Source organism: Burkholderia sp. BCC1977 (assembly GCF_905339595.1).
GTDB lineage: Bacteria > Pseudomonadota > Gammaproteobacteria > Burkholderiales > Burkholderiaceae > Burkholderia.
The window spans coordinates 1-16,335 of the sequence record NZ_CAJPGQ010000032.1; the positions used below are offsets into that span (position 1 = coordinate 1).

The 16,335-nt window shown below is 68.8% G+C and carries 16 protein-coding genes and 1 pseudogene; 3 read left to right on the top strand and 14 right to left on the bottom strand.

Annotation, left to right across the window (positions count from 1 at the left end; translation table 11 throughout):
• Positions 1 to 189: pseudogene (locus U5771_RS23835) on the bottom strand (malic enzyme); the annotation flags it as partial.
• A 100-nt stretch (positions 190 to 289) separates the two neighbouring features.
• Between U5771_RS23835 and thiL the strand changes: the two are divergent.
• Genes thiL through U5771_RS23850 form a run of 3 tightly spaced genes read left to right on the top strand, consistent with a single transcriptional unit; the run spans position 290 to position 2,391 of the window.
• Positions 290 to 1,324 carry a thiamine-phosphate kinase gene (gene thiL, locus U5771_RS23840; protein ID WP_322026234.1) on the top strand — a complete coding sequence of 345 codons (1,035 nt, stop codon included), beginning with the start codon at positions 290 to 292 and terminating at the stop codon, positions 1,322 to 1,324.
• A complete protein-coding gene (locus U5771_RS23845) occupies positions 1,314 to 1,859 on the top strand; it encodes a phosphatidylglycerophosphatase A (RefSeq protein WP_322026235.1) in 546 nt (181 codons plus the stop codon). The genes thiL and U5771_RS23845 overlap by 11 nt, the downstream gene beginning before the upstream one ends.
• Before the next feature lie 31 nt (positions 1,860 to 1,890).
• Positions 1,891 to 2,391, top strand: a complete 501-nt coding sequence (locus U5771_RS23850) for a CinA family protein (protein ID WP_322026236.1) — start codon at positions 1,891 to 1,893, stop codon at positions 2,389 to 2,391.
• A 49-nt stretch (positions 2,392 to 2,440) separates the two neighbouring features.
• Here the strand turns inward: U5771_RS23850 and U5771_RS23855 are convergent, their stop codons facing one another.
• From U5771_RS23855 to U5771_RS23915, 13 genes are all read right to left on the bottom strand, one after another.
• A complete protein-coding gene (locus U5771_RS23855) occupies positions 2,441 to 3,499 on the bottom strand; it encodes a haloacid dehalogenase-like hydrolase (RefSeq protein ID WP_322026237.1) in 1,059 nt (352 codons plus the stop codon).
• A 217-nt stretch (positions 3,500 to 3,716) separates the two neighbouring features.
• On the bottom strand, positions 3,717 to 4,559 hold the full coding sequence (gene pyrF, locus U5771_RS23860) for an orotidine-5'-phosphate decarboxylase (RefSeq protein WP_322026238.1): 843 nt from the start codon (positions 4,557 to 4,559) through the stop codon (positions 3,717 to 3,719).
• A 39-nt stretch (positions 4,560 to 4,598) separates the two neighbouring features.
• On the bottom strand, positions 4,599 to 5,660 hold the full coding sequence (locus U5771_RS23865; protein WP_322026239.1) for an aldose 1-epimerase: 1,062 nt from the start codon (positions 5,658 to 5,660) through the stop codon (positions 4,599 to 4,601).
• 74 nt (positions 5,661 to 5,734) lie between these two features.
• Entirely contained in the window at positions 5,735 to 6,550 is an 816-nt protein-coding gene (locus tag U5771_RS23870; protein ID WP_322026240.1) for an SDR family oxidoreductase, read from the bottom strand.
• A gap of 23 nt (positions 6,551 to 6,573) precedes the next feature.
• Positions 6,574 to 7,590 carry an L-arabinose ABC transporter permease AraH gene (gene araH / locus U5771_RS23875; RefSeq protein WP_322026241.1) on the bottom strand — a complete coding sequence of 339 codons (1,017 nt, stop codon included), beginning with the start codon at positions 7,588 to 7,590 and terminating at the stop codon, positions 6,574 to 6,576.
• Between the two features lie 90 nt (positions 7,591 to 7,680).
• On the bottom strand, positions 7,681 to 9,192 hold the full coding sequence (araG, locus tag U5771_RS23880) for an L-arabinose ABC transporter ATP-binding protein AraG (protein ID WP_322026242.1): 1,512 nt from the start codon (positions 9,190 to 9,192) through the stop codon (positions 7,681 to 7,683).
• Positions 9,193 to 9,259: 67 nt separating this feature from the next.
• Positions 9,260 to 10,255: an arabinose ABC transporter substrate-binding protein gene (locus U5771_RS23885; protein WP_322026243.1), complete on the bottom strand. Its 996-nt coding sequence runs from the start codon at positions 10,253 to 10,255 to the stop codon at positions 9,260 to 9,262.
• A gap of 102 nt (positions 10,256 to 10,357) precedes the next feature.
• On the bottom strand, positions 10,358 to 11,137 hold the full coding sequence (locus U5771_RS23890; RefSeq protein ID WP_322026297.1) for an SDR family oxidoreductase: 780 nt from the start codon (positions 11,135 to 11,137) through the stop codon (positions 10,358 to 10,360).
• Positions 11,137 to 11,814 (bottom strand): 2-dehydro-3-deoxy-6-phosphogalactonate aldolase, encoded by a 678-nt coding sequence (locus U5771_RS23895; protein ID WP_322026244.1) that lies wholly within the window; start codon positions 11,812 to 11,814, stop codon positions 11,137 to 11,139. Before U5771_RS23895 ends, U5771_RS23890 begins: the two co-directional genes overlap by 1 nt.
• 27 nt (positions 11,815 to 11,841) lie before the next feature.
• Positions 11,842 to 12,867 (bottom strand): 2-dehydro-3-deoxygalactonokinase, encoded by a 1,026-nt coding sequence (locus tag U5771_RS23900; protein ID WP_322026245.1) that lies wholly within the window; start codon positions 12,865 to 12,867, stop codon positions 11,842 to 11,844.
• Entirely contained in the window at positions 12,864 to 13,763 is a 900-nt protein-coding gene (locus U5771_RS23905) for an IclR family transcriptional regulator (RefSeq protein WP_040143370.1), read from the bottom strand. The genes U5771_RS23900 and U5771_RS23905 overlap by 4 nt, the downstream gene beginning before the upstream one ends.
• A 347-nt stretch (positions 13,764 to 14,110) precedes the next feature.
• A complete protein-coding gene (locus U5771_RS23910; protein ID WP_322026246.1) occupies positions 14,111 to 14,509 on the bottom strand; it encodes an EF-hand domain-containing protein in 399 nt (132 codons plus the stop codon).
• Between the two features lie 84 nt (positions 14,510 to 14,593).
• Positions 14,594 to 16,204 carry a S10 family serine carboxypeptidase-like protein gene (locus U5771_RS23915; RefSeq protein WP_322026247.1) on the bottom strand — a complete coding sequence of 537 codons (1,611 nt, stop codon included), beginning with the start codon at positions 16,202 to 16,204 and terminating at the stop codon, positions 14,594 to 14,596.
• Positions 16,205 to 16,335: the final 131 nt, after the last annotated feature.

A 16,335-nucleotide genomic window follows, 5' to 3' on the forward strand; every position in this document is an offset into this window, starting at 1 on the left:
AACGCCCGGCGAATACGCGAGCGCGAGGTCGCGCTGGTTGATCATCTGCTTGGTCGGGGCGATCGCGATCTTCCCCGGCGTCGGGAACTCGTGATAGTCGAGAGCGGCTTCGCGGAGCTTGGCTTTGGAAGAGGATTGGGTCGACATGTGTCTCGTGACGGGCGGATTAGAATAACTGTTCGACGGCATTGTAGCGCCAATCGAAGGCCGTCAGACCGGCGATTCGGGTGCAACAGCCGCGACAAAAATGTACCGAACGGTGCAGGAACGGCGCCGTTCGCTGCGTACAATGCCGTTCCTTTCACCGCTTCCGGGTTCGTCCGCCGTGCCAGCCGCCCTGTCCGAGTTTTCGCTGATCGATCGCTTCTTCGCGCGCCGCGCGGCCCGGGGGGCGCGTGCGTCGACGCTCGGCATCGGTGACGATTGCGCGCTGATCGCGCCGCGATCCGGAAAATTGCTGGCTATTTCGACGGACATGCTGGTCGAAGGCCGCCATTTCTTCCCCGATGTCGCGCCCGACGCGCTCGGCCACAAGACGCTCGCGGTCAATCTGTCGGATCTCGCGGCGATGGGCGCCGAGCCGCGCGCGTTCACGCTCGCGTGCGCGCTGCCGCGTGCCGACGCGGCGTGGCTCGAGGCGTTCAGCAACGGGCTGTTCGCGCTCGCCGAGCGGTTCGGCTGCGAACTGATCGGCGGCGACACGACGAGCGGGCCGCTGAACCTGTGCGTGACCGTGTTCGGCGAAGTCGCGCCGGATGCGGCGCTGCGGCGCGATGCCGCGCGCGACGGCGACGACGTCTGGGTGTCCGGCACGCTCGGCGACGCCCGCGCGGGGCTCGGGCTCGCGCGCGGCGAATGGCGCGCCGGCGCGGACGAAGCCGCCGCGTTCCGGCAGGCGCTCGAGCGCCCGGAGCCGCGCATCGCGCTCGGGCTCGCGCTCGCGGGCGTCGCGCATGCGGCGCTCGACATCTCGGACGGCCTCGCCGGCGACCTGCGGCACATCCTGGCCCGCTCGAACGTGCGCGCCGAGATCGACGCGGACGCGGTGCCGCGCTCGGCCGCGCTCGCGACGCTGCCGCCCGACGTGCAGCGACGCTGCACGCTGGCCGGCGGCGACGACTACGAGCTGTGCTTCACCGCGCCGGCCGCGGCCCGCGCGGCGGTCGAGGCAGCGGGCGCGAGCGCCGGCGTTCGGGTCACGCGAGTCGGTACAATACACGCGTTGTCCTCGCCGTCGGAGCAGCCCGCGATCGCGTGGCGCGACGCCGCCGGCGCGCCCCTGACTCTTACGTTGCACGGTTTCGACCACTTCCATGCAGACTGACCCGACGACCGCGCACCCCGCGGCGGAGTCCGGCGCCGCCCGGAACGTGCCGCGGCGCGCCACCGCGCGCTTCATGCTGTCGCACCCGGCGCACATCGTGTCGCTCGGCTTCGGCAGCGGGCTCACGCCGTTCATGCCCGGCACGTTCGGCACGCTGTTCGGCTGGCTCACGTTCGTCGTGCTCAACCGCTATCTGACGGTGCCCGAATGGTGGGCGCTGATCGCGATCGGTTTCGCGGCGGGCACGTGGCTCACCGGGTTCACCGCGCGGAGGATGGGCACGACCGATCCGGGCGCCGTCGTCTGGGACGAAATCGTCGCGCTCTGGCTCGTGATGCTGTTCGTCACGCCCGCAACCTTCATCGGCCAGTTGTGGGCGTTCGTCGTGTTCCGCTGCTTCGACATGCTCAAGCCGCCGCCGATCCGCTATTTCGACCGTCGCGTGAAAGGCGGGCTCGGCATCATGGTCGACGACCTGATCGCCGCGTTCATGACGCTGCTCGTGATCGCCTTCTGGCGCTCCGTCGTCGGCTGACCGATTTCCCGACTCCCGTTTCCCGACGCGCATGCCAACCGATTCCGTCGTCCATCAGCTTGCGATCCGCGCAGGCAACAAGCTGCGTGACGAGCACCTGTCGCTCGCCACCGCCGAATCCTGCACGGGCGGCATGATCGCCGCCGCGATCACCGACATCTCCGGCAGCAGCCAGTGGTTCGAGCGCGGCTTCGTCACCTACTCGAACCAGGCCAAGATCGAGATGATCGGCGTGCCGCCCGACCTGATCGACAAACACGGCGCCGTCAGCGAGCCGGTCGCGCGCGCGATGGCCGAAGGCGCGCTGCGCAACAGCCGCGCGCAGGTCGCGCTGTCCGTCACCGGCATCGCCGGCCCGGCGGGCGGCAGCGAGAAGAAGCCGGTCGGCACCGTGTCGTTCGGCTGGAGCAACCGGCTGCATACCGACGTCGAGACCCTCGTGTTCAAGGGCGATCGCGAGCAGATCCGCACGCAGGCGGCCGTGCATGCGCTGCGCGGGCTGCTGAAGCTGCTCGACGAGCGCGAACGCTGATTCCCGATTCGCCCGCGCAACGGCAGGCGCGGCCGGCGCCCCTGCCCGCCTACTGGATCGCGTCGGGCTTCACGACGATCCAGTTCTTGTCCGCCGTGACCGGCAGGCCGAGCGCCTTCTGCTGCGCGGCCGATTCATCCGACCACGCGCGGATCTGCGCCATCTGCTTGTCCTTCTTGTTCACCCACACGCGCACGCCGCCGCGCGCCACGTCGGTCGCGTTCAGCAGCATGTAGCCGTCGGATTTCGGCGTGTCGCCCGCGACGAGCACCGGCTTCTTCCACTGGTCGATCCAGCCGGCGATCGAGCCCAGCTTGCCCTCGTACCACGTCATCGGGTTCATCAGGAACGGCGTGATCACGAGATCGCGATTCGCGGCCTCGTCGTACTTGCCGGCCTTGATCTGCAGCCGCGACGTGGTCAGCGCGCCCGTCGCCGGGTTGCGCAGCAGCGTCGTCACGCCGATCACGTTCTGCGGCTTCACGTTGTAGCCGTACTTCGGATCGGACAGCACCAGCCGCGCGAGTTCCTCGTGCGCGGCGGTCATCACGTAGACCTCGATCCCGTTCTCCCGCAGCGCGTTGTACAGCTCCTGCATGCCGCGGAAGAAGCGCGGCGGGTTCGCGACGCCGTCGACGACCTTGTCGCCCTGCCAGTAGCGGATCGGCACCGGCTTGCCGTCGGCGAGCATCGCGTCGACGTGGCGCTTCAGCTCCGCGAGCGACAGCCCCGCGAACGCCTGCGCGATCCACGGGTAGCAGACCAGGTCGTCGATCTCGCAGAGCCGGTAGTAGTAGCTCGTCAGCGATTCCTTGTAGTCGGCGGAATTCTTGAACGGGATCAGCTTCAGCGACGGATCGAGCGAGTCGCGCGTGAGCACGCCGTGGTTCTCGAGATACGGCAGCAGCGATTCCTCGAGGTCGTAGCGATAGGTCGTGTTGTCGGCATCGAACACCGCGTAGTCGCCGCGATGCGCGTGCGCGGCGATCAGCGCGTTCAGCGCCTTCGCGCTATCGGCCGGCCAGTGCGACAGGTCCGCCGCGTGGGCGAACGACATGCACAACGACGCGGCAAGCGCGCTCAGAAAACGTCGGGACAGCTTGGGCATGGCGTCGCTCCCTTTCTTGACATTCTGGTTACGGATCGATGACAAGCGGCAGCATCGCGCGATCGCGGCGCAGGCATGCGGTGCGGAAACGACGGGAAGTTGTTCGCGTGCGCCAGGGCGGCCGGCGCCGGAAACGTTGCGCGGCCCGCGGGCGCGGGGCGCAGCAAAAGGCCGCCCGGGCGGGCGGCCTGTGTCTCAACGATATTTCAGCGATATTTCAGCGATGCGCGTTGATCCTATCGCGCGTCTTCTGCGCGGCGAGCGCCGCGGCTTCGGCGAAATCCTCGCCCTGGCTCGCGTACAGGATCGCCCGCGACGAGTTGATCATCATCCCGGTGCCGTCGGCCGTGCGGCCCGCGTTGACGGTCGCCTGCACGTCGCCGCCCTGCGCGCCGATGCCGGGGATCAGGAGCGGCATGTCGCCGACGATCCCGCGCACGATCTCGATTTCGTTCGGGAACGTCGCGCCGACCACGAGGCCGAGCTGACCGTTCTTCGCATTCCACTTGTTCGCCGCGAGGTCGGCCACGACCTGGTACAGCGGCCGGCCCGGATGGCCGGCCCCACCGGTTTCCAGGAACTGCAGGTCCGACCCGCCCGGGTTCGACGTGCGGCACAGGACGATCACGCCCTTGCCTTCATGCTCGAAGTACGGCTCGACCGAGTCGTAGCCCATGTACGGGTTCACGGTGACCGCGTCCGCGCGATAGCGCTCGAACGCTTCGCGCGCGTACTGCTCGGCGGTGCTGCCGATGTCGCCGCGCTTCGCGTCGAGGATCACGGGCAGGCCCGGATGCTGGAGGTGGATGTGCGCGATCAGGCGCTCGAGCTGGTCTTCCGCGCGATGCGCGGCGAAGTACGCGATCTGCGGCTTGAACGCGCTCGCATACTGCGCGGTCGCGTCGACGATCTGCCGGCAGAATTCGAAGATCGCGTCGGGCTGGCCGTCGAACTGCACGGGAAAGCGCGACGGCTCGGGATCGAGGCCGACGCACAGCAGCGAATTCGTGCGCTGCCACGCGGCGCGCAGCGATTCGATGAAAGTAAGCGGGGAAGACATGGCGGATACTCGCGGCAAACCGTTGGTAGACCGCGTATTTTACCCGCGTCTCCGGCGTCCTTCGCGCGCGGCGGCGTCGATACGCGCATCGGCCCGCTCGACGGTGAACGCGAAACGCCGCGTGAGCCGCTCGCCCGGCGCGAGCAGCGTCATCCCGTGCTCAGCCGCGCCGCCCGGCAGGTTCACCGCATTGATCGGATGATCGACCGGCTCGAAGCAGAAGAAAGGCTCGCCGGGCGGCGTATAGAGCACGTATGCATCGGCGTCGGCCGCGACCGTCAGCGACAGCCCGCGGCGCGGCCAGCTCACCGTCGCGTGGCCGCCCCAGCCGGTGAACGCATGATTGACGAGCGTCGCCGGCAACGGATACGCGACGCCGAACTGCCAGGCCGGCGGCACGCTCACGTGCCGCACCGGCAGGAAATCCGCGCCCGACAGCCACAGGCCGCCCGCGGCCGCGGCCAGCTCGGTCGCGTCGTCACGCACCACGAACGGATGCATGCCGAGCCCGAACGGCAGCCGTGCGCGCCCCGCATTCTCGATCGTCAGCGCGATCGACAGCGTCGTGTCGTCCAGCGCGAACGACTGGATCGCGCGAAACGCGTACGGCGCGCCGCTCGCGCGATCGAGCGACAGCTGCAGCGTGGTGTCGGTCGCGTCGTCCACCTGCCACGGCGCGAGCCAGCCGTCGCCGTGAATCGGCAGCGGCTCGTCGCGGCGGTTGCGCGGCACCGCGACGCTGCGCCCGTCGCATTCGAAGCGGCCGTTGCCGATCCGGTTCGAGTACGGCAGCAGCGGATAGCACGCGAGCACGTTCGGGTCCGTCGCCGTTTCCGGGTGCTCGCAACGGCGGAACACCGGCACCAGCGCGCCATGGTCGCCGCGCCAGTCGAAGCGCGCGATGCCACCGCCCAGGTGCGGCAGCACGTCGAGACGCAGCGCCGCGTTCGACAGCGTGACGGCCGCCGCATGCGCGGCGCCGACGCCCTGCGCGAACGCGGCGGTCTGCGGGCCGGCGCTGACCGGCTGCGCGGCGGCAGCCAGGCGCGCGCGGCGCGACTGGCTCGTGGACGACGCTGCGCGCGAGGACGTGGCGGTCATGGTGAACTCCTTTCCTTCGTCGATGAAGCGATACGGGGCGTCGCGCGGTGCCGCGCGAACGCGAACACCGGCAATCAGGCCCAGCCGCCGTCGACCACCACATCCTGCGCGGTAATCATCCGGCTGTCGTCGGCCGCGAGAAACAGCGCCATCCGGGCGAGATCGTCCGGCAGCAGCTCGGCGTCGATGCACTGGCCGGCCTTGATCGCCGCCCGGCCCGCATCGTCGAGCCACAGCCTGCGCTGCTTGTCGGTCATCACCCAGCCGGGCACCAGCGAATTCACGCGGATCCCGAACGGGCCGAGATCGCGCGCGAGCCCGCGCGTGAGCCCCTGCACGGCCGCCTTCGCCATCACGTAGACGGGATAGCCGCCGTTCTTCAGCATCCAGCTGATCGAGCCGAGATTGATGATCGCGCCGCCGCCGCGCTGCTTCATGTCGTCGATCACCGCCTGTGCGGCGAAGAACTGGTGGCGCAGGTTCACCGCGATGCCCGCGTCGAACGACGCGGGCGTCACGTCGCCGATCGCGTGGCGCGTGTCGTTCGCCGCGTTGTTCACGAGCACCGCGATCGCGCCGATCCGTGCGCGGATCGCGTCGATCGCATGGCGCAGCGCGTCGATGTCGGTGAGGTCGCACGGGAGGAACAGCGGCGCGTGGCGTACATCCGGCGCCTGCGCGAGGCTTTCCGCGAGCGCCTGGCCCGCCTGCGCGTCGAGATCGACGAACGCGACGCGCGCGCCCTGCCGCGCGAAGTGTTCGACGAACGCCGCGCCGATGCCGGTCGCGCCGCCCGTGATCAGCACCGCGCGATCCTCGAGGCTCGGGTAGCGCGCAAAGCGCGCGTCGCTCGCGGCGTGCGGATCCTGCGCGGAAGTTTCGATGGTCATGCGAATCGTCTCCGTGGCATCGGTCAGTCGCGTACGCCGCGATTCTTCAGCTGGTCGAGCAGCACGGCCGCGAGCAGGATCGCGCCGCGCACCAGGTACTGGTAGAACGCGTCGATGTTCAGCAGGTTCATCACGTTCTCGACGGTGCCCATGATCAGCACGCCGATCACGACGCCCGAGATCGTCGCGCGACCGCCCATCAGCGACACGCCGCCGAGCACGCACGCGGAGATCACGTTCAGCTCGAAGCCCTGCGCGGCGTTCGGCTGGCCCGACGTGATGCGCGATGCGAGGATCACGCCGGCCAGCGCCGTCACCGCGCCCTGGATCAGGAAGATGTACACGCGCGTGCGTTCGACGTTGATCCCCGCGAGACGCGACGCCTCGGGGTTGCCGCCGATCGCGAGCGTGTTGCGGCCGTACACGGTCTGGTTCAGCAGCACGCCGAACACGATGAAGCACAGGAGCGTGACCCAGATCGGCAGCGATACGCCGAAGAGCGAGAGCCCGCCGAGCGCGATGAACGTATCCGACGACACGCCGACCGCCTGCCCCTTCGACACGATGAAGCCGAGCCCGCGCACGATTTCCATCGTCGCGAGCGTCGTGATCAGCGCGTTGATGCGCAGGTACGCGATCACCGCGCCGTTCACGAAGCCGATCGCCGCACCGGCCGCGACCGCCGCGACGATCGCGACGAACGTGTTGTCGGTCGCGTTCAGCACCATCGCGCACAGCACGCCCGAGAATGCGACGGTCGAGCCGATCGACAGGTCGAAGTCGCGCGAGGCCAGACAGAACATCATCGTGCACGCGACCATCCCGATCTGCGAGATCGACAGCGCGAGGCCGAGCATGTTGTCGATCGAGAAGAAGTGATCGACCGTCAGCGACATCGTCACGAACATCACCGCGAAGATCGCGATCAGGCTGTATTCGGTAAGGTGCTGCCACCACTTCTGGCGGTCGCCCTGCTGTGGAACCAGCGCGTCGGCCGATGGCTTCACGGCTGCGCTGGCGAGGTTTTCCCTGACTTGCATGGTTGTGTCTCCTGCTCCTGCATCGCGCGGCCCGCGCCGCGCGTGATCGATTCGAATGTCGTGCGTCGCCCGCGGCGACCTGAAACCGCGTCAGGCCGCCTCGACGACGCTCGTCTGCGGCAGCGCGAGGCTCAGCACCGCATGCTCGTTCGCCTGCTCGCGCGGCAGCTCGCCCGCAATCCGCCCTTCGCGCATCACGACGATGCGGTCGGACACGCCGAGCACTTCCGGCAGTTCCGACGACACCATCACGATCGCGCAGCCGCGCTCCGCGAGCCGGTAGATCACGTCGTAGATCTCGTGCTTCGCGCCGACGTCGATGCCGCGCGTCGGCTCGTCGAGGATCACGACCTTCAGGTCGGGCTCCGCGAGCCAGCGCGACAGGATCGCCTTCTGCTGGTTGCCGCCCGACAGGAAGCGGATCTTCTGCCGCCGGTTCGGCGTCTTGATCTTCAGCCGCTGGATGAAGCGGTCGGCCGTTTCGCTTTCGGTCTTGCGATCGATGAAGAGCCCCGCGCGCAGCGAATGACGGCGGCAGCTGATGTTGATGTTCTCCGCGACCGACGCCATCGCGATGATCCCTTCCTCCTTGCGGTCTTCCGGGCACAGCACGATGCCGTGGCGGATCGCGTCGCCGGTGCGCTTCACCTCGATGCGCTTGCCGTCGAGCGTCAGCACGCCCGCGCGCCGGCGGTCGGCACCGTACACGAGCCGCATCAGTTCGCTGCGCCCCGCGCCGACCAGCCCGAAGAAGCCGACGATCTCGCCCGCGCGCACCGAGAAGCTCGCGGGTTCGCGCAGCGCGGCGCCGTCGACGCCTTCTGCCGACAACCGCACGTCGCCGAGCGCGCGCGGCGCGTAATGGTAGATGTCCGCGATCTCGCGCCCGACCATCTCGGCGACCAGCCACTCGCGCGGCACGTCGGCGAGCGCTTCGTGCGACGCGATCTTGCGCCCGTCGCGGAAGATCGTGCACGCGTCGCACAGCCGGTAGATCTCGTCCATCCGGTGCGAGATGTAGATCAGCGCGCGACCCTGCGCACGCAGGTCGTCGACGAGCTTGAACAGCACCTCGGTCTCGCGATGCGACAGCGAGCTCGTCGGTTCGTCGAGCGCGATCACGCGCGCATTGCGCATCAGCGCCTTGCAGATCTCGACCATCTGCCGCTGCGCGATCGACAGCCGCCCGAGCTTCGCATCGGGATCGAGATCGACCCCCATCGCGGCGAGCCGCTCGCGCACGTGGCGCTTCGCCTCGCCCTTCCTCACCCAGCCGAGCGCATTCGGCAGGCGGCCGAGCAGCAGGTTCTCCGCGACCGTCAGGTCGGGCACGTACTGCAGTTCCTGGTGAATCACTGCAATGCCGGCCGCGATCGACGCGGCCGCACTCGAAAAATGCACCGGCTGGCCGTCGACCAGCACGCTGCCCGCATCGGGCTGGTATTCGCCGCCGAGAATCTTCAGCAGCGTCGACTTGCCCGCGCCGTTCTCGCCCATCAGGCCATGCACCTCGCCCGCGTGCACGTCGAACGAGATGCCGTCGAGTGCGCGCACGCCGGGAAACACCTTGCCGATATTGTCAAAACGCAGTGCCGCTGACACGTCGTCTCCCCACTTGCAGATCCATCGACCGCCGGCCGCCGCATCGCCGCGGCAGCCGGCGGGCTGCTTACTTCGACGCGAGCCCCATCTCCTCGCGCACCTTCGACACGTTGTCGCGCGTCGCGAGCATGCCGGTGGTCAGCGTGAGCGGCGCCGGCGCCTTGCCCTGCGTGATCCACGTGTACATCAGCTCGGAGGTTTCCTCGCCGTGGCGCTTCGGGCTGATGATCACGGTGCCGTAGAAGCCCGTCGGCTGCGGCTTCTTGAACTCGTTGAGCGCCGAATCGGAACCGCCGATGCCGATGCCGATCATGTTGTCCGCCTTGAAGCCGCGCCCTTCGGCCGCGCGCACCGCGCCAAGCACGGCCTCGTCGTTCAGGCCGTAGGCGACCCAGTGCTTGAACTGCGGGTTCTTGGTGAGCGCGATGTTCGCCGCGTTGAATGCGTTCTCGGTGTCGGTCTTCGCCTGCGGCGCCGTGATCACGTTCGCCTTCGGGAAGCCGGCCGCCACCAGCGCGTCGGTCGCGCCGCTCGTGCGGTCGTGCGCGGTCGGCAGTTGCTCGTAGGTGATGTCGATCGCGCCGACGTCCTTCATGTTCCAGCCGCGCTTCTTGATCTCGGCCGCGATGCCGTCGCCGACCTGCTTGCCGATGTTGTACGCGGAGATCCCCATGTGCGGCACCGCCTCGAGCGGCTTGCCCGCGCCGTCGACGAGGCGGTCGTCGACCGTCATCATCTTCAGGTTGTGCGACTTCGCCTTCGCGACGATGCCCGGCCCGAGCTTCACGTCGGGCGTGCAGATGATGAAGCCCTGCGCCTTCTGCGCGGACAGGTTGTCGATCGCGCTCATCACCTTCTCGCCCGACGGCGCGCCGATCTTCACGAGCGTGAAGCCCTTGTCCTTCGCGGCCATCTCGGCGAACTTCCATTCATCCTGGAACCACGGCTCTTCGGGCTGCTTCACGAGGAAGCCGATCTTGACCGGATCGGCCGCGTGCGCGACCGGGCTTCCCATCACCACCGCGGCCGCGGCGGCCAGCGTTACGAACGTTCTGCGTTTCATCTCCAGTGTCTCCTTGTCTTCATCGAACAGGAATCAGCCGCTTGTTGGTTTCGACGCAGCGTGCGCGCGGCCGTCGCACGTGCGGTCTTTCGAATCGTCGGGTCAATCGTGGTACAGCGCCGCGCGCCCGCCGTCGACGGTGATGCACGCGGCATTGATGAACGGCGCCTCGTCGGAGGCGAGGAACACGGCCGTCATCGCGACTTCCTCCGGTTTGCCGATCCGCTTCATCGGCTGCAGCGCCAGCGTCTCGGCGCGCGCCGCGGCCGGGTCGGCCTGCGCGTCCCACCAGTCGCGCGTGAGCTGCGTCTCGATGTAGCCGGGCGCGATCGCGTTCACGCGCACGTTGCGCGCCGCGTATTCGATGCCGAGCGCGCGCGTGAGCCCGAGCACGCCGTGTTTCGCGACCGGGTACGGAAAGCAGCCCGGGATGATCCGGAACGCATGCGTCGACGCGATGTTCACGATGCTGCCGCGGCCGCGTTCGACCATCCCCGGCAGCGCCGCGCGGCAGCCGTGCCACACGCCGTCGAGGTCGACCGCGAAACAGCGGCGCCAGTCGTCGTCCGTCATCGTCAGCGGATCGGCGAACACGTTGATGCCGGCGTTGTTCACCAGCACGTCGAGCGCGCCGAATGCGGCTTCGGTCTGCACGAGCGCATCGCGCACCGAATCCTGCCGGGCGACGTCCGCATGCAGCGCCAGCACGCGCGCGCCGTCGACGGCATCGGCGATCGCCGCAGCCGTGCGCTGCGCTTGCGGGAAGTCGAGGTCGACGAGTGCCACGGCCGCGCCCTCGCGCACGAACGCCTGCGCGATCGCGGCGCCGATCCCGCGGCCCGCGCCCGTCACCATCGCGACCTTGCCCGCGAGGCGCCCCATCATGCGACTCCGCCGCGCGCCGCGCGCAGGCCGGCCTGGAACGCGCGCGCGTTCGCCGCGGTCGCGTCCGCCGACTGGCCGGGCCGGTACAGCGCCGAGCCGAGCCCGAAGCCGTTGGCACCGGCCGCGAGGAACGGCTGCATGTTGTCCGGCGAAATCCCGCCGACCGGAATCAGCGGCACCGCACGGTCGATCACCGCGCGCCACGCCTTCACGACGGGCACGCCCAGTTGCTCGGCCGGGAACATCTTCAGCACGTCGGCACCGTTCGCGAGCGCGGCGAACGCCTCGGTCGGCGTCGCGACGCCCGGCGCGCTCGCGAGCCCGCGCTCGCTCGCACGGCGGATCACGGCCGCGTCGCTGTGCGGCATCACGATCAGCGTGCCGCCCGCGTCCTGCACGCGATCGACGAATTCGGCGCGCAGCACGGTGCCCGCGCCGACGATCATGTCGTCGGGCAGCACGCGGCGCAGCGCCGCGATGCTGTCGAACGGATCGGGCGAGTTGAGCGGCACCTCGACGATCCGGAAGCCGGCTTCGTACAGCGCAAGGCCGTGGTCGGCGGCGTCGGCGGGCGTGATGCCACGCATGATCGCGATCAGCGGGCACGCGTCGAACGCGCGCATCAGTGCGGCGTGCGGCGTGTACGGCGCGGGCAGCGTAAGGTCGGACGACATCAGCGGTTCCTCTTCAATCCAGTCGGTTCATTGGTCGGCGCAAACGGGTTCGCCGTCCGCGCGCACGAGTCCGGCACGCGACGCGATCCACCACAAGCCGCGCTCGGTCGCCTGTGCGACGACGCGTGCGTGCGTGCAGCCGAACACGCTCAACGCGTCGACGTAGCGCGCGCACAATCCGTCGTCGCCGATCAGCAGCAGCGGCTGGTTCGCGAGCGCGACACCGCGCTCCGCGAGCATCGCGTCGAGCGCGTTGAGCTCATGGCCGATCAGCAGGCCGGACAGGTAATCGCCCTGCGCATCGGGTGCGAGCCGGTCGGTCAGGCCGAGCGTGCGCGTGCTGAAGATCGTCGCGAGCAGCCCCGCGCGCTGCGCGCCGCGGGCCACCGCGACGCCGCGCGCGAACGCCGCGCGGTCGGGCGACGCGCTCGCGCGCATCGTGCGGCCGAGGATCGTGTGATCGCGCAGCGCCGCGAACAGCTCGCCCGTCATGAAGGTCTGGAAGCGCTCGATGAGCCCGTCCTTCACCCACGCCCATTTCGCGTGCGTGCCCGGCAATCCGATCAGTAGCCCTGAACGATCGGCGTCAAGCATGGGATCGTTCGCGAGTGCGCCGAATATCTGCGTTTCTTCGCCGCGCATCACGTCGGGCAATTCGCCCGTCGCGATCACGCCCGGCACGATCGACACCGCCGTGCCGCGCGCCGTCGTCACCGTGACGAGGCCCGCGACCAGCGCGTCGGCGCCGGCCGGCACCGCGACGTACGGCGCCTCGCGCCAGCCCTGCGCGCTGCCGACCATCCCGGCGGCCAGCACCGGCACGCCCGGCGCGCGGTCGAGCCAGTCGCCGCACGCTTCCTCGAACACGACGTCGAAGGCACGCGCGCCGCCGGCCGGCACGTGCATCACGCCCGCCGCGCGGCTGCGCGTGTCGAGCAGCGCGCCGTGCGTGTCGAACAGATACGCGCGCAGCGACGTCGTGCCCCAGTCGAGCGCGATCAGCGACGGAGCGGCGGAGTTGGCATCCGGAACGGTCCGGGTCGAATGGGTCATCGTTTGATCCTGCGGGTACCCTGCGGCGGGCTCCAGCCCAGTTCCGCGGAAATGGCTCGCGCTTCGCGCTGCACGAGCGGAATCAGTTCGTCCATCCGGTCGTGCGGCATGTACGGAATCGTGCTCGCGACCGACACGGCCGCGACGATCGCGCCCGACGCGTCGCGGATCGGCGCGGCCACGCAGCGGATCGACGCCTCGTTTTCCTCGAGGTCGAACGTGTAGCCGCCGGCCGCGTAATGCGCCATGCGCTGCAGGAACGCGCTCGTCTCGGGCCGGTTGTCCGGCTTGAAATTGACGCCGGCCAGCGCGCGCCGCGCGGCTTCGAACAGCGAGCGCCACAGGTCCGGATCGAGGTCGAGCATCATGGCCTTGCCGATGCCGGTCGACGCGAGCGGCATCCGGTGGCCCACCCGCGAACGCATCTCGAGGCCGCGCGTGCCGGGAATCTTGTCGATGTACAGCACGTCGTCGCCGTCGCGCACGCCGAGGTGGATCGTGTCGAGCGTCGCTTCCGCGAGCGCTTCGAGGTGCGGCCGCGCGACCGCCGTGAGCGGCATCTGCTCGAGCGCGATCGTGCCGAGCTCGATCAGCTTCGGGCCGAGCAGGTAGCCGCCCTGCACCTGGCGCAGGTAGCGCGCCTGCACGAGGCTGCTGACGAGACGGTGCGTCGTGCTGCGCGTCGTGCCGAGCGCGGCGCCGATCGCACGCATGTCGCGCGCGCCGTTCGCGATCGCTTCGAGGATCGCGAGACCGCGCAGCAGCGTCTGCGTGCCGGCCTGCTGCGCGGCGAGATCGAGCGGCGTGCTGGTCGCGCCGATGCTGTCGGTCAGCGGCGCATCGTCCGGCGTCGCGCGCCGGGCGTCGAGAGCAAGGGTATCGGGCATCTTGGTCATGGAACGGGCTTCTTCAACGGATTCGGTGAAGCCGCTGTCGCGAGGCCGGAACGAGGTCGGGCGTCGCGGCAACGCGGCGGTCGATGCACCGAGGAAAGCGCCCGGCGAACTTCATGGAAGGTGTCTCCGTGTGCGTCGGGCGCCGCGCGATGCGTGGGTCCGAAGCTGTTGATGTGCTTCGGATTGTAGGAGCGCACGCACTCGTCTCCAATATTTGAATGCGTTGTCCAGATAATGAGAAAGCAGGCAAAAGCCGCGGCATTCGTCGCGAAACGGCCGCACCATGCGCACGGGGGCGGAACCCGACGCGTCGCGGGTTCCGCCCCCGTTAGCCACGCGCGCCGCGCTTACTGCTGGTTCGTGCTGCGCGCCTGCATGTAGCGCTGCACGTCGGAGAACGACACGCGGCCGCTCCCGCTCGCGTCGATCTGCCGGAAGTGGTTCGCGACGTAGCCGAGGCCGGCCGCGCGCGCCTGCGCTTCGGTGATCGAACCGGTGTTCTGCGTATCGGCCGTGCCGAACTGCCGCGCGAGCTTGCGCACCACCTGCGCGTGCAGCGCCGCGCCGGTCGTCTGCGTGCCGGCGGTCGGCTTGCGCGCGGCCGGCGGCACGTACGGATCGCCGAGCTGCGCCTGGCGTGCGCGCGCCGGGGTGGCGGCGTCGCTCGCCTGCGCGAACGCGGACACGGATGCTGCAAAGCCGGCGCATGCGAGCGCCGCGGCAACGACGATGAAACGTTTCTTCATGTCAGGCTCCAGTCTGGAATGAGGTCGTCGACGGCCGGCGCACGGCGCCGCCACGGGCGCGCGTCGCCAGGCCAGCACATCGCATCAGCGCGCGGCCGCGTTGTAGAAAGTCACGAGGTCGGCTTTCTCCTGCGGACGCGACGTATCGTCGAGATAGACCATGTGTCCACCCTGATAGTCCTTGATCGTCAGGTTCGGTTGCGAGCCGAGCCGCGCGAGGTCGAGCTCGGTCTGGTAGAACGGCGTCGCGATGTCGTGATACCCGTTCAGCGACAGCACCTTCAGCGACGGATTCAGCGTCAGCGCAGCCGCAAGATCGGGAATCGTGTCGGGCATCGCGAGGCCGTCGTGGGTCCAGTCCCAGGTCTGGATCGCATTGCTGCTGAGCGAATAGGCCGACTGCGCGCTGTACTTCAGCACGTTCGGCAGGTAGCTGCCGATCGTGTCGGTGAACGGCTTCGTGATGAACGTGCTCGACGGGTCGCCGTCCGCGGCGAGCGGGCTCGACGACGGCACGTTCACGCGTGCGTCGTAGCGGCCGATCAGCGTGCCCGGGATCAGCGACACCTGGAAGCTGTTGTCGAAGAAGGTCGGGACCACGTTGAAGTCCGCATTCCACAGCGACTGCTTCACGCCGGTCGAATTCACCATCGTCGTGACGAGCGTCGGCCCAGGCGGCGTATGGCTCGCGAGATACGCGTTCACGGCGGGCGCGTAGCTGCCGGCCGTCAGGAGGCGCATCTGGTCCGAGTACTGCGGCAGGCTCGACGGGTTCGGATTGTCGAGCTGGTAGTACGCGCCGACCGTGCCGTAGGACGGCACGAAGCCCGCGCAGCTCACCGGGCTCGAACCGTTGTTCGAGTTGCCGATGTAGTCGCTCGCCATGTCGCAGTTCGCGTTGTAGTTCAGGATCGACGACTGCAGCACGATGCCGGCGAGCTTCACGCCGGCCGTCTCCAGCAGGTTCGCGAGCACGTCGGTGCGCGGCGTGCCGTACGACTCGCCGAACAGGTACTTCGGCGAATCGTTGCGCTGGTTCACGGCGAGGTAGCGCGTCACGAAGTCGCGGAACGCGCCGCCGTCCTGGTCGACGCCCCAGAAGGTCTGGTTCGTGTTCGGCGCGATCGCCTCGGAGAAGCCGGTGCCGATCGCATCGACGAACACGAGATCGGTCGTATCGAGCAGGCTTTCCGCGTTGTCGACGAACGGGAACGTCGCGTTGTTCGCGTTCGGATCGCCCGTCTGGATCCGTTTCGGACCGAACGAGCCGAGATGCAGCCACACCGATGCGGAACCGGGGCCGCCGTTGTACAGGAACGTAACGGGCCGCTTCGCCGCGGGCTGGTTGTCGGCGGTGTATGCGATGTAGAAGAACGATGCTTCGGGCGCGCCCGTCTGCGGATTGCGCGCGACGAGGTGGCCGGCGGTGGCGGTGTAACGGATCGTCTTGCCGTTCAGCGTGATCTGGTGATGGGTGACGGCGGCCTTTTCGACCGCGGCGGACGCGTCGAGCGACGCGGTCGCGCTCGACGAATAACTGTTGGGATCGTTGTACGGCCTGTCCACCTGAGCGGCGGGATCGGCTGAATTGGCGGCACCTGCTGCGGATGACGACGTCACGTCGTCGTTGCAGGCCGTCAGAATCAGCGAAGAGAACACAACCCCCAACAACAGCTTCGCTTTGCTCGCTGGCATCGTTGCTTTCCTTCTCTCGAATGTTTTTTGTGTCGAGCAGCCGGGTAAGCCGCCCCCCGCCTCGATTGCGGCCGATGAGCCGAGGCGCTGGCCAATATACGCGAGCAGGTCGGCTTTGAAAAATTTGGAAA

Excerpts from the sequence above, each read along its gene's own strand:
- U5771_RS23870 (WP_322026240.1), bottom strand. The coding sequence starts at position 6,550 with ATGACCATCGAAACTTCCGCGCAGGATCCGCACGCCGCGAGCGACGCG.
- U5771_RS23865 (WP_322026239.1), bottom strand. The coding sequence starts at position 5,660 with ATGACCGCCACGTCCTCGCGCGCAGCGTCGTCCACGAGCCAGTCGCGC.
- U5771_RS23910 (WP_322026246.1), bottom strand. The coding sequence starts at position 14,509 with ATGAAGAAACGTTTCATCGTCGTTGCCGCGGCGCTCGCATGCGCCGGC.
- thiL (WP_322026234.1), top strand. The coding sequence starts at position 290 with ATGCCGTTCCTTTCACCGCTTCCGGGTTCGTCCGCCGTGCCAGCCGCC.
- pyrF (WP_322026238.1), bottom strand. The coding sequence starts at position 4,559 with ATGTCTTCCCCGCTTACTTTCATCGAATCGCTGCGCGCCGCGTGGCAG.
- U5771_RS23895 (WP_322026244.1), bottom strand. The coding sequence starts at position 11,814 with ATGTCGTCCGACCTTACGCTGCCCGCGCCGTACACGCCGCACGCCGCA.
- U5771_RS23915 (WP_322026247.1), bottom strand. The coding sequence starts at position 16,204 with ATGCCAGCGAGCAAAGCGAAGCTGTTGTTGGGGGTTGTGTTCTCTTCG.
- araH (WP_322026241.1), bottom strand. The coding sequence starts at position 7,590 with ATGCAAGTCAGGGAAAACCTCGCCAGCGCAGCCGTGAAGCCATCGGCC.
- U5771_RS23885 (WP_322026243.1), bottom strand. The coding sequence starts at position 10,255 with ATGAAACGCAGAACGTTCGTAACGCTGGCCGCCGCGGCCGCGGTGGTG.
- U5771_RS23890 (WP_322026297.1), bottom strand. The coding sequence starts at position 11,137 with ATGGGGCGCCTCGCGGGCAAGGTCGCGATGGTGACGGGCGCGGGCCGC.
- U5771_RS23855 (WP_322026237.1), bottom strand. The coding sequence starts at position 3,499 with ATGCCCAAGCTGTCCCGACGTTTTCTGAGCGCGCTTGCCGCGTCGTTG.
- U5771_RS23905 (WP_040143370.1), bottom strand. The coding sequence starts at position 13,763 with ATGACCAAGATGCCCGATACCCTTGCTCTCGACGCCCGGCGCGCGACG.
- U5771_RS23900 (WP_322026245.1), bottom strand. The coding sequence starts at position 12,867 with ATGACCCATTCGACCCGGACCGTTCCGGATGCCAACTCCGCCGCTCCG.
- U5771_RS23845 (WP_322026235.1), top strand. The coding sequence starts at position 1,314 with ATGCAGACTGACCCGACGACCGCGCACCCCGCGGCGGAGTCCGGCGCC.
- U5771_RS23850 (WP_322026236.1), top strand. The coding sequence starts at position 1,891 with ATGCCAACCGATTCCGTCGTCCATCAGCTTGCGATCCGCGCAGGCAAC.